The 13,053-nt window shown below is 60.3% G+C and carries 6 protein-coding genes and 1 pseudogene; 3 read left to right on the forward strand and 4 right to left on the reverse strand.

The window, feature by feature from the left end:
* The 3 genes from QDY28_RS16705 to QDY28_RS16715 all read left to right on the forward strand — a co-directional run bounded on the left by QDY28_RS16705 (nucleotide 1) and on the right by QDY28_RS16715 (nucleotide 9,243).
* A complete protein-coding gene (locus tag QDY28_RS16705) occupies nucleotides 1-1,026 on the forward strand; it encodes a fumarylacetoacetate hydrolase family protein (RefSeq protein ID WP_331382793.1) in 1,026 nt (341 codons plus the stop codon).
* Nucleotides 1,023-1,655, forward strand: a complete 633-nt coding sequence (maiA, locus tag QDY28_RS16710) for a maleylacetoacetate isomerase (protein WP_331382794.1) — start codon at nucleotides 1,023-1,025, stop codon at nucleotides 1,653-1,655. Before QDY28_RS16705 ends, maiA begins: the two co-directional genes overlap by 4 nt.
* Before the next feature lie 310 nt (nucleotides 1,656-1,965).
* Nucleotides 1,966-9,243, forward strand: coding sequence for a beta strand repeat-containing protein (locus QDY28_RS16715; RefSeq protein ID WP_331382795.1), 7,278 nt, complete (start codon nucleotides 1,966-1,968; stop codon nucleotides 9,241-9,243).
* 49 nt (nucleotides 9,244-9,292) lie between these two features.
* On the opposite strand, the gene QDY28_RS16720 is transcribed toward QDY28_RS16715, so the two are convergent.
* The 4 genes and pseudogenes from QDY28_RS16720 to QDY28_RS16735 form a co-directional block, all read right to left on the reverse strand.
* Nucleotides 9,293-10,279, reverse strand: coding sequence for a Tim44 domain-containing protein (locus QDY28_RS16720; RefSeq protein ID WP_331382796.1), 987 nt, complete (start codon nucleotides 10,277-10,279; stop codon nucleotides 9,293-9,295).
* A 209-nt stretch (nucleotides 10,280-10,488) separates the two neighbouring features.
* Nucleotides 10,489-11,277, reverse strand: a complete 789-nt coding sequence (locus QDY28_RS16725) for an ABC transporter ATP-binding protein (protein WP_331382797.1) — start codon at nucleotides 11,275-11,277, stop codon at nucleotides 10,489-10,491.
* Between the two features lie 7 nt (nucleotides 11,278-11,284).
* Nucleotides 11,285-12,319 (reverse strand): FecCD family ABC transporter permease, encoded by a 1,035-nt coding sequence (locus tag QDY28_RS16730; protein ID WP_331382798.1) that lies wholly within the window; start codon nucleotides 12,317-12,319, stop codon nucleotides 11,285-11,287.
* A gap of 2 nt (nucleotides 12,320-12,321) precedes the next feature.
* Nucleotides 12,322-12,870: pseudogene (locus QDY28_RS16735) on the reverse strand (FecCD family ABC transporter permease); the annotation flags it as partial.
* Nucleotides 12,871-13,053 lie beyond the last annotated feature (183 nt).

Here is a 13,053-nt window from a genome sequence, read left to right on the forward strand (position 1 = left end):
ATGAAGCTTGCGACTTTAAAAGACTCCACAAGGGACGGCCGGCTCGTCGTCGTCTCCCGTGACCTGACCCGCTGCTCCGAGGTTGGTCACATCGCCCGCACGCTGCAGGCAGCTCTCGACGATTGGGAGCATGTGGCTCCGAGACTTGCCTTGATCGCGGAGGGTATCGAGACCGGAGCCCAGCCGACGATCAGGTTCCACGAACATGAGGCCGCATCCCCCTTGCCGCGAGCCTATCAGTGGGCCGACGGTTCGGCTTACGTCAACCATGTGGAGCTGGTGCGCACGGCGCGCAATGCCGAGATGCCGGCGAGCTTCTGGGTCGATCCGCTGATGTACCAAGGCGGCTCAGACGGTTTCCTTGGCCCGCGCGATCCGATCGTTATGGCTGACGAGGCTTATGGGATCGACATGGAAGGCGAGGTTGCCGTCATTACTGGCGATGTTGCCATGGGCTCCGATCCGGAGGCTGCCCGCAGCGCCATCCGCCTGCTGATGCTCGTCAACGACGTATCTCTGCGCGGCCTCATACCGGAAGAGCTGGCAAAGGGGTTCGGTTTCTTCCAGTCCAAACCAGCATCGGCATTTTCGCCCGTCGCGGTGACGCCGGACGAACTTGGAGAGGCGTGGGATGGCGGCAAGGTGCATCTGCCGCTGCTGGTGACTTTGAATGGCAAGGCATTCGGCAAGGCAAACGCGGGCATCGACATGACGTTTGATTTTGCTCAACTGATCGCCCATGCCGCCAAGACTCGCAATCTTGCTGCCGGAACGATCGTCGGCTCGGGAACGGTTTCCAACAAGTTGGATGGCGGTCCGGGCAAGCCGATCGAAAACGGAGGAGACGGCTATTCCTGCATCGCCGAGATTCGGATGATCGAGACCATTGAAACCGGATCCCCGAAGACCCCCTTCATGAAGTTCGGAGACGAGGTCCGCATCGAGATGAAGGATCGGGGCGGGCATTCAATCTTCGGGGCGATCGAGCAGACGGTCGAGAGATATGAAGGGTCGAAGCCACAATGAATGAGGTGGTTCTCTACGACTACTGGAGATCATCGGCGAGCTATCGTGTCCGCATCGCGCTCAACATGCTTGAGATCGGCTATAAGACCGTGCCGATCAACTTGCTGGAAGGCGAGCAGAGGAGCGCGGACTATCTGGCGCTCAACCCGCAGGGATTCGTGCCGACGCTGGTGATCGATGGAAGGACGCTGACGCAGTCGCTCGCCATCATCGAATATCTGGCGGAGCTTCGGCCGGAGTGCGGATTGATGCCGCCGGACATTGCGGACCGGCAACGCGTCCGGGCGCTTGCTTACGCGATCGCCATGGACGTCCATCCCATATGCAATACGCATGTCGTGGCGCATGTCACGACCATAACGGGTAAGGCTGACGCTCGGGACGAATGGATGAAGCACTTCATCTCGGACGGACTTCGCAAAGTCGAAGCAATGCTGGGTGAATTCAATGGAGCATTCAGCTTTGGAGATCAGCCGACGATGGCGGATCTCTGTCTTGTTCCGCAGGTCTACAACGCCCGCCGCTGGGGAGTGGACCTGAGCAATTTCAAGCGCATCGTCGATATCGATGGCAAGTGCGCCAAACTGCCCGCTTTTCAGACGGCTCATCCCGACCGCGCGAAACCATAACGGCAGACCCCAAATCATAAGGGAATCGGAAGAGCCGCTGGGGACCTCTTGCCCGCCCCAGCAGGATCGAGGCTGGCCCGGTATCGGGGAATGCCTCGATCTCTTTGGTTTTGCGATGGAAAATCGTTCGGAGAGCCCTTGAAAGGGAGCTCAGCGAAAGCCAGTCAACTTCAGGTTCAGGCAAGCCCCTTTTCGTACTCAGCATTGACAGGATGGCAGACTCGCATGGCCGATGCTCGTTGAGAGCTTGGACATTAAGACCGCGTGTCGGTTGTTGAGACGGTGGACTTCACGTTTAGGATTTGTGGGCATGACTTCGATCAGTTCTTCCCTGAGTGTCAATCAGATCAGACTTCTGTCGACGGCGACGGTCGCGGCTTGGTCCACCGAAGATGTGGCGTCGCTTTCCACAGCTCAGATCGCAGCGCTTTCTTCGGCTCAGATCGCAGCTCTGGATACGGAGGATGTCAAAGTCCTCGACACCGAGCAGTTGGGCGCTATTTCGCAAGGCGCCATCATTGGTCTGACGCTGGATCAGTTGAGCATTCTCGATAAGCTTGCCATCGAAAGTCTGAGTTCGGGCCAGGTTTGGGCGCTGACGACGACGCAGCTTCATGGTCTGACGACAGATCAGGCGGAGGCGCTAACCACGTCTCAGGTTGGCGCCCTCAAAGCGTCGCAACTTTCGGCTCTGACTGCGGATGATATTGCGACGTTCTCGACCGCCGATATCGCCTCGATTCCCAGCAAGGCCATGTCGGGCCTGAGCACCGATGCTATCGCGGCGCTCTCCTCCGAGCAGATCGCTGCATTCACGACAGGCCAGATCAGTGCCCTTAAAACGACGCAGCTCCAGGCCCTGGACACCGAACAGTTGGAGACCCTGTCGACCGATCAGATTGCTGCCTTGAATACCAGCGCAATCGCAGGCCTGACGAGCGATCAGATCGCTGTCCTGAGCACCGATCAGGTCGAGGCCTTGACGTCGGCGCAGGTGAAGACGCTGAGCTCGACGCAACTCGCAGCCCTCGGCTCGGATGACATAGCGACATTCTCGACGGCCGATATCGCGGCGATCACGAATAAGGGCATCTTGGGCTTGAGTACGAAAATTCTCGCGGGGCTCAGCACCGGCCAGATCGCCGCTCTGGGCACCAGTGCGGTTGCAAGTTTGACGACCGATCAGATCGTGGCTTTGAGTGCGGATCAGGTCGAAGCCCTGTCGTCGACACAGGTCAAAGTGTTGAGTTCGACGCAGCTTGAGGCTCTCGGCACGGATGACATAGCGACATTTTCGACCGCCGATATCGCGGCGATCACGAACAGGGCCGTGCATGGCTTGAGTGAGGATATGATCGCAGCCCTCACCACGGATCAGATCGCTGCCTTCAGCACCAGCGCGATTGCAAGCCTGACGACCAATCAGGTCGAGGCCTTGAGTCCCGATCAGGTCGATGCCCTGTCGTCGACGCAGATCAAGGTGTTGAGTTCAACGCAGCTCTCCGCTCTGAGTTCGGAGGATATAGCAACCTTCTCCTCCGCCGATATTGCAGCGATCACGAATAAGGCCATCCCGGGTCTGGGTGCGGACATCATCGCGGGGCTCTCCACCGATCAGATGGCTGCATTGACGACGGCTCAGATTGCCAGCCTCACGACGGCGCAAGTCGCGGCCTTGAACGCGGAGCAGGTCGAAACCTTGTCGCCGGCACAAGTGACGGCGCTGACTTCGACGCAACTTTCTGTCTTGGGCACGGAGGACATAGTGGTGTTCTCGACCGCCGACATCGCGGCGATCGCGAGCAAGGCAGTGACGGGCCTGAGCACGGACATTATCGCAGCGCTGTCCTCCGATCAGATTGCCGTATTGACGACAGCTCAGATCCACGCCCTAAAGACAACGCAGCTCCAGGCGTTGGACACCGATCAGCTCGATGGCCTGTCGACCACGCAAATTGCTGCTTTGAGCACCGGTGCGATCGCAAGCCTGACCACCGATCAGATCGCGAGCATGAGCACCGATCAGGTCGAAGCCCTGACGACGGCGCAGGTCAAAGCCCTGTCCTCGGTACAGCTTGGCGCTCTCAGCACGGATGACATAGCGACATTCTCGACCGCCGATATGGCAGCGATCACGAGCAAGGGCATCTCGGGCTTGGGTACGGGCATTATCGAAGCCCTCTCCACCCATCAGATCGCCGCTCTGAGCACTCTTGCTATCTTAGGCCTGACGACGGATCAGATCGCAGCTTTGAGCACCGACCAGGTCAAGGCCCTGTCCACAACACAGGTGAAGGCGCTGAGTTCGACGCAGCTTGCGGCAATGGGCACGGATGACATAGCGGCGTTCTCGACCACGGACATCGCGGCGATCACGAGCAAAGCCATACCGGGCCTCAGCACGGATGTTGTCGCAGAGCTCACCACGAAGCAGATCTCGGTTTTGTCGACGCTGCAGATCGCAGCCCTCAAGACAGCGCAACTCGCGGCCATGAGCACGAGCCAAGTCGAAGCCCTGTCGTCGACGCAGGTGAAGGCTCTGAGTTCGACACAACTTGCTGCTCTAAGTCCGGAGGACATAGCGACGTTCTCGACCGCCGATATCACGGCGATCGCAGGCAAGGCCATGCCGGGTCTGAGCACGGAGATTGTTGCGGCGTTCACGACAGGTCAGATCGCCTCGTTGACGACGGCCCAGCTCAGTGCCCTCACATCAGTGCAGCTCCAGGCGTTGAGCACCGATCAGGTCGAGGCGTTATCGCCGACACAGGTGAAGTCATTAACTTCGACACAACTCGCCGCCCTCAACGCGGAAGATATAGCGACGTTCTCGACCGCCGATATGGCGGCAATCACCACCAAAGCCCTGCCGGGCATGAGCACGGATACTATTGCGGCGCTTAGCACCGATCAGATCGCTGCGTTGACGACGCTGCAGATCGCAGTCCTCAAAACCGCGCAACTCGCGGCCTTGAGCACGAGCCAGATCGAAGCCCTGTCCTCAGTACAGGTGAAATCATTGACTTCGACGCAGCTTGGAGCCTTGAGCGGGGAGGACATAGCGACCTTCTCCACCGCCGATATCACAGCGATCACGAGCAAAGCCCTGACAGGCTTGAGCACCGACACTGTCGCGGCGCTTTCCGACGATCAGATTGCCGTGTTGACCACACTCCAGATCAATGCCCTCAAGACCGTGCAACTTCAGGCCTTGAGCGCCGATCAGATCGAAGCCCTGTCGACCGTTCAGATTGCTGCGCTGAGCACCAGCGCGGTTGCAAGCCTGACGGCCGATCAAATTGATGCTTTGAGCACCGATCAAGTCGCGGCCCTGTCCACAATGCAGGTCAAGGCGCTGACTTCGGTGCAACTTTCGGCCCTGAGCGCCGACGACATAGCAGCGTTCTCGACCTCCGATATCGCGGCCATCACGAACAAGGCCATGCCGGGCCTCAGCGCTGACGTTATCGGAGCTCTCACCACCACACAGATTGCTGCGCTGAGCACCAGCGCGGTTGCGAGCCTCACGGCCGATCAGATCGAAGCTTTGACCACCGATCAGGTCGAAGCCCTGTCCACCGCGCAGGTGACGGCGCTGAGTTCAACGCAACTTGGGGCTCTGGGCACGGATGACATAGCGACCTTCTCGACCGCCGATATCGCGGCGATCGCCAGCAAGGGCATGTCGGGCTTGAGCGCGGACGCTATCGCCGCTCTCACCACAGATCAGCTCGCCTCGCTGAGCACCAGCGCGATTGCCAGCCTGACGACCGATCAGGTCGACGCCTTGAGTACAGTTCAGGTCGGTCTCCTGTCCGCCGCGCAGGTCAAGGCGTTGAGTTCGGCGCAAGTCGCCGCCTTTGGCGACGATGTTGCAGTCTTGTCTACCGACAAAATTGCGGTGTTGAGTACATCGGGCGTTTCGGGCCTGACAGCCGATCAGATCGCGGCCCTCAGCTCCAGTCAGATCGATGCCTTGACCAGTTCCCAGATCGGCGCACTCAGCTCGACGCAAGTCGCGGCACTGACCACGGGCGATATAGCATCGCTTTCATCGACCCAGATCGCAGCCCTGAGCACCGCCGGCGTCGCTGGATTTTCGACCAGCCAGATCGCTGCTCTCAGCACCAGCCAGATTTCGCTCCTGTCGACCAAGCAGATAGCAGCGCTGAGTTCGGCGCAAGTTGCTGCCTTGAGCACAAGCGACATAGAGGCTCTTTCAACGGCCCAGATTGCCTCCCTGAGCACCGGTGGTGTTGCGGGATTGAGCTCCAAGCAGCTAGCGGCGCTCAGTACCAGCCAGGCGGAAGCCTTGACCAGCGCCCAGGTCGGCACTCTCAATTCCTCGCAGATTACCGTGCTTAGCGCGGACGACATAGCAACCTTCTCGACCAAGGACATTGCGGCGATCAGTTCGAGTGCGATCCCGGGGCTCTCGACAGCGACGATAGCTTCCTTGACGACGGCTCAGATCGCGGCCCTGAGTACGCTAGGCGTCAGCGCTCTGAGTACCGCGCAGATCGCAGCCTTGAGCACCGCTCAGGTGGAGGCTTTGACGAGTACCCAGATCGGGGCGCTGAGTTCGAGACAGATCGCCATCCTCAGCGCGGATGACATAGCAACCTTCTCGACCAAGGACATTGCGGCGATCAGTTCGAATGCCATCGCCGGCTTGTCGACGGACACGATCGCCTCCCTGTCGACCGCCCAGGTCGCAGCGTTGAGCACGGCAGACATCAATACGCTGAGCACCAGGCAGATCGCGGCCATGAACACTGCTCAGATCGAGGCTTTGACCAGCACGCAGATCGGCGCCCTCAGTTCCGCACAGCTTACGGTGCTGGGGTCTGACGACATCGCCATGTTCTCGACCAAGGACATTGCCGCGATCGGTTCGAATGCCATCCCCGGACTGTCGACGGATGTGATCGCCGCTTTGACGACGGCTCAGATCGCCGCCTTGAGTACGGCAGGCGTTAGCGGATTGAGCACCAAGCAGATTGTCGCTCTCAGCACCGATCAGGTGGACGCTTTGACCAATTCTCAGATCGGCGTGCTCGGTTCGAGGCAGATTGCGGCCCTGAGCACCAGCGAGATCGCTTCGCTTTCGGCGAGCCAGATGGCCTCTTTGAGCACGGCGGGCATGGCGGGTCTGACCACCGATCAGATCGCAGCGCTCAGCACCGATCAGGTCGAGGCGCTGACCAGTACCCAGGTCGGTGCCCTCAGCTCGAAGCAGATCGCCGCCCTCAGCGCGGAGGATTTGGATACTTTCACCGCCGCAGAGATGGCCGCGATCGGTTCGGTCGCGGTCTCGGGCTTGTCGACGGAAACGATCGCGTCGCTGACTCCCACCCAGATTGCAGCCTTGGGCACAGCGGGCATAGCGGGTCTGACTACCGATCAGATCGTCATCCTCAGCACCGATCAGGTGGATGCCCTGACAACGGCGCAGGTGGGCGCTCTGACATCGAAACAGATTGCCGCGATGAGTACCACCGACATCGCTTCGCTTTCCGTAGAGCAGGTCGCGGCTCTCGGCACGGCAGGCATCGAGGGTCTGAGCACAGATCAGATCGCGGTGCTCAGCACCGATCAGGTCGAGGCCCTGACCACTACCCAGGTCGGAGCGTTCAGTTCGAAGCAGATTGCCGCTCTCAGCGCGGATGATCTGGATACCTTCACTACCGCGGAGATGGCAGCGATCGGTTCCAGCGCGGCCTCGGGCTTATTGACGGCAACGATCGCCTCGCTGACGCCAAGCCAGGTCGCAGCACTGGGCACGGCGGGCATATCGGGGCTGACCACCGACCAGATCGCCATTCTCAGCACCGATCAGGTGGATGCCCTGACGACGGCCCAGGTCGGCGCTCTGACATCGAAACAGATTGCGGCCCTGAATACCGCCGACATTGCCTCGCTTTCGCTGGATCAGGTCGCGGCCCTTGGCACGGCGGGCATTGCGGGGCTGACCACCGATCAGATCGCGGCCCTGAACACCTATCAGGTCGAGGCGCTGAACAGTACGCAGATCGGTGCGCTGAGCTCGAAGCAGATTGCCGCCCTCAGCGCGGAGGATCTGGATACTTTCACCGCCGCGGAGATGGCCGCGATCGGTTCCAGCGCGGCATCGGGCTTGTCGACGGCAACGATCGCCTCGCTGACGCCTACCCAGATCGCAGCGCTGGGTACGGCGGCGATTTCGGGTCTGACCACCGATCAAATTGCAGTTCTGAGCACAAGTCAGATAGATGCCCTGACAACGGCTCAGGTCGGTGCTCTGACCTCGAAGCAGATTGCGGCGATGAGTACCACCGACATTGCCTCGCTTTCTGTCGAGCAGGTCGCGGCACTTGGCACGGCAGGTATCGCGGGCCTGACTACCGACCAGATCGCGGTGCTCAGCACCGATCAGGTCGAGGCCTTGACCAGCGCGCAGATCAGCGCGCTCAGCTCGAAACAGGTTGCTGCTCTGAGTGCAGACGATCTGGATACCTTTACGACCGCGGAGATTGCCGCCATCGGTTCGAGTGCGATCTCGGGCTTGTCGACGGCGACGGTCGCCTCGCTGACGGCGGCCCAGGTCGCGGCGCTGGGTATGGCGGCCATATCGGGCCTCACTACCAGCCAGATCGCCGTCCTCAGCACGGATCAGGTGGATGCCCTGACGACGGCGCAGGTCGGCGCTCTGACCTCCAAGCAAATTGCGGCGATGAGTACCACCGACATCGCCTCGCTTTCGGTCGAGCAGGTCGCGGCACTTGGCACCGCAGGCATCGCGGGCCTCGGCAGCGCCCAGGCCGGCGCCTTGACCATTGAGCAGGTCGAAACATTCTCGACCAGCCAGATAGCTGCATTGAGTTCGGACGCACTCAAGGGGCTCACCACGGATATGCTGGACACCTTCTCGCAGGAAGAACTTGCTGCGATTGGCTCAAGCTCGATAAAGGGGCTGTCCACGGACTTCATCGCCACGCTTTCGACCGATGAAATTGCCGCTTTGAGTACTGCAGGCGTCTCCGGATTGACGAGCGATCAGGTCAAAGTTCTTAGCGAGGAACAGGTCGAAGCGCTCTCCACCAGTCAGATCGCCGCAATGAGCTCCGCCGGGCTTGCTGGGTTGACCACCACGGATCTGGAAACGTTCTCGACCGACGAACTTGCGGCGATCAGCTCGACGGCGATCAGGGGCTTGTCCACGACTGCCATCGCGTCCCTGTCCTCCGACGAAGTCGCGGCTTTGACGACAGGCCAGATTGCTTCGCTGAGCTACGTCCAGGTGGCGGCAATGAGTACTGCGCAAATCGGAGCGCTGTCGGCATCGCAGGTCAGTTCATTCGACGTCATGCAGGCTGCGGCACTGGATGGTACTGACCTCGCAGCCTTTTCAACCGAGCAGATCATCTCCCTGACTACGGGCGCGATCTCGGGGCTGAGCACCAGTGCTCTGGCGGCCTTGTCGACGTCCCAGGCTGAGGCTTTTACGTCAGGTCAGCTCGCTTCCATGACTTCGGCACAGCTCGCCGCGTTGACGACGAGCTCCAGCGACGATTCCGCGGCAGACGCTTTGTCTTACCTGACGGTCTGACTTTGGGTGGTGAGATCGGCCGATGAGACTTGAGCCTGCCGAGGCAGGCTCAAGCGTGATGGAGTTCTGTTCCCTGAATAGCCGAAAGCTTCCAGTCGGAACCAGGCTTGCGCACGAAGGTCCAGACCTCGGTGGTCTCAGACGCATTGCGATCGTCGCCGTCGACAAGTCTTCCCGTCGTGCGATCGAGCAGCGCGTCGACGCTCGAATAGCGCATGGCGAGAGTGGCATATTCGGCATTGCCCTCGCGCCAGGCTTCCGAGATATCGCCCTGCAGCAGACGAACATCGGTGACGCTGTTGCGGACACCCTTAGTCGCGTTTTCTCCAAGCTCTTCGGCAAGATAGGACATTGCCTCGGGCGTGGTGAGACGGCGTAGCGTGTTGTAATCCTCAGCGCCATAAGCCGACTGGACTTCCGTTAGAAGCTGTTCGAAACGGTCGAGATCGGCTTGCGACAGCCCGATCTCGTCATTGGCATGTCTTTGTCTTTGTGCCGGAGCTGCAGCTCCGCTCCCTATCGACGGAATGGAAAAGGAAGAGGGCCGTGGCGCGTTCATATTATAAGACGCGTTCGATCCCGATGCGGAATAGGAGGTTCGCTGCCGGCTTGCGAAGAACCGCATGGCGAAGCTGATCGCGGCAACGATCAGGCCGATCTGCAGCAGCAGGCCAAGGAAGCCAAAGCCGCCGCCGAAGCCGTGTCCAAGCAGCATCCCGAGAAGGCCGCCCGCGATCAATCCGCCGATCATCGACCGACCGAAACCATTGAAGGGGCTGGGACGCGGCTGCGCATTGATCGGCGATTGCGTTTGGGCCTGCGGCCGGGGCGTCATGGACCGATCGATGGGAGCGGCCTGGGTCGGAGCGGTGCGCGTTATCGCGGGAGAGTCAAAGGTTCTCGCACCGCGGCTGCCAAATCCGCCGAAACTGCCGGCACGACGCGCATCGGCATCGCCGAAGCTCGCAAGGGACGTGACGACGGCCAGAGCGACGATGGCTGCAAGCTTAGTGAAACGCGGAACTGCACGTAACATTGTTTCTCTTGTCCTTAGGCAGAAACACCATTTGTTCGTATATATAGGAACGCGCCCTGCGAATAAAAGTTTGGCGCCGGATCATGATTGTCTTGCCATGATCGGCCGACCGCCACGTTCTGTATCCCGGCATTGCTTTCCGTCAGCACTGCTTCGGGATGTCCTGTCGATGAAACGATGCTGCCGGCGCTCTGCAACGCCGCCTTCCCCTAATGATACCGATGCGCAAGCTCGACATCGAAATGCGGGGGCGCATCGGAGGTGATCGGCACGAAACGACCTTTCACCCGGAACACTTTTTCGATCAGCCCTGTGTCGGCCAACACCTTTGGGTCACCGTCAAAGACCAGATTGCCTTTATCGAGCAACGAGATCTGATCACAGACGGACATTGCCTGGTTGAGATCGTGGATCGCCATGATGATGGTGACACCTTTTTCCCGGCTCAGCCGATAGACAAGATCGAGGACTTCCACCTGGTAGCCGATGTCCAGGAACGATGTCGGCTCATCGAGAAGCAGGATTCGTGCTTCCTGTGCAATCGCTGCCGAGATCCAGGCCCGCTGGCGCTCGCCGCCGGACAGTTCCCGCAGGCTCCTGTTAGCGAAGCTCAGAAGGCCAGTGCTTTCCAAAGCCCAGCGAATGGCGTCTTCGTCTTGCGGACCATAGTTCCGGAACAGACCGACATGCGCGAAGCGACCTTGCCGCACCAGTTGCGCCACGGTCATCTCGTCAGGTGCGGTCGGTTGTTGCGGCAAAAATGCCAGGTGCTTGGCCAATTGCCGCCGCGACATGGATGCGATCGGCCTGCCATCGATTTCCGTATTTCCTCCCGCCGGTTTGATCAGACCGGAAAGGGCCTGAAGGGCCGTGCTCTTTCCGGAGCCGTTGGGTCCGATCAGCGCGCGGATTTCGCCCGGTCTGAAGGAGAGATCGAGGGCATTCAGCGCTCTTCGAGCACCATAGGCGACGGATAGACGGGAGCAGGACAGCAGCATGGCATCCTCATGGGGTTTTGCGAAGAAGCGCGATAAGCACGGGAACGCCTGAGATGGCCGTGACAATGCCGATCGGGATTTCGTCGGCCTGCCCTATGAGTCGGCCGACAAGGTCTCCCAAGGTAACGGTTACAGCGCCGAGGGCGATCGTCAGCGGCAGCACGAGCGCGATACGCTTGCCGGCGAGAAAGCGGGCAAGGTGAGGGACGATGAGCCCGATGAAAACGATCGGGCCCACCGTGCCGACCGCGCTTGCCGCAAGTGCGCAGGACAGAAGCAGCGCAAGCGAGAACTGCCGCCGATAGGAAAGCCCGAAGGATCGGGCCGTGGAAGCATCGAAGCGCAGAAGTTCCAGTGGCCTTCGGATCATCGGCAAGACGGCGAGACCGGCAAGCGTATATGGAAACAGGAAGGCAGCATGTTCCCAACTTCGCGCGTAGAGACTGCCGGAAAGCCATTCCAGCAGCACTTCCATCCGCGCCGAGCCCCAGCCCGCGATCAATCCAATGGCCAGGGCCTGCAACACGGCCCCGACGGCGATGCCGCAAAGCGTAATGCGAAGCGGCCCCAGGTCGAGGCGAAAGGCAAGCAGATAGATGATGCCGCCTGCCAGAAGGCCACCCACCGTGCCGACGGCCGGCAGCCACTCAAGTGGGAGCTCGGGCAGGGTGGTCGAGCCGCTATAGTGCAAGTAGACCGTGAACAGCAGGAAGATGGTGACTGCAAGCGTTGCTCCCTGAGAGACACCCATAATAGATGGATCGGCGAGCGGGTTGCGGGTAACGCTTTGGAGAATATGGCCGGCAACGGCGAGATGAATGCCGGCCAGTATTCCCGTCACGATGCGAGGCAGGCGGATATCCATGATGACCGATTGCGCCTGCTGCGAACCGCCTCCCGTAAACACGGCGATGACATCCGATGGCGGAATGTCAGCGACGCCCACAAACACCGCTAGCACGAACGAGAGGAGCGCGATGACGACAAAGGCAAGCAGAAACCCGGTGCTGCCGGTGTTTCGGAGCGACAAGGAGATGGCCATGATCACGCTTCTCCCTTGAAGGAGAAGCTGCGGCTTTGCACGAGGTAGATGAACAACGGCCCTCCCATCAGTGCCGTGACGATGCCAACCGGAAGTTCCTGGGGAGCGGCAACGCTTCGCGCAATCACGTCGGCGGCAACTACCATCAGGCCGCCGATTGCCGCGGTCAGCCCAATCGTCCATCCAGGACCCTTCGGCCCCAAAAGCCGGGCGATATGCGGTGCTGCCAAGCCGACGAAGGCGACGGGACCGGCTACCGGCGTAACGCCAGCCACGGGAAAAACCGCGAAAAGAAGCAGCAATGGCTTCCAAAACGAGAGCTGCAATCCCATCCCGGCCGCCGCCTGTTCGCTAAGCGCGAGAAGCCCGATCACGCGCTGACATGCCAATGCGCCGGCGGTGCCCAGAAAAACCCATGGGGCCATGTATGCGAGCTGCGTCCACGAACGTCCCTGAAAGCCGCCGGCCAACCAGAAAAGCAAGGACGGCACCTGCGGTCCGCTCAACAGGAGGATGTAGGTCGTGACTGCGCTAAGGAATAAGGAGATGGCATGAATGGTCGGTGAGCGGCAGATGCGCCCGATGCTGTTAAAGGTGTTGGGAGAGGCGGATAGGTTTCAGGCTGGATCGAAAATTAGGGCATTGGACCCTGTTAAGGAGATTAGCCTTCGCCTGCTACCGAACGACCATCTTGAGGCCCGGTTCTGGCCGGTGACCTCGTATAGGAGTTTGGC

Source organism: Rhizobium sp. BR 362, from assembly GCF_036528765.1.
Classification (GTDB): domain Bacteria; phylum Pseudomonadota; class Alphaproteobacteria; order Rhizobiales; family Rhizobiaceae; genus Rhizobium.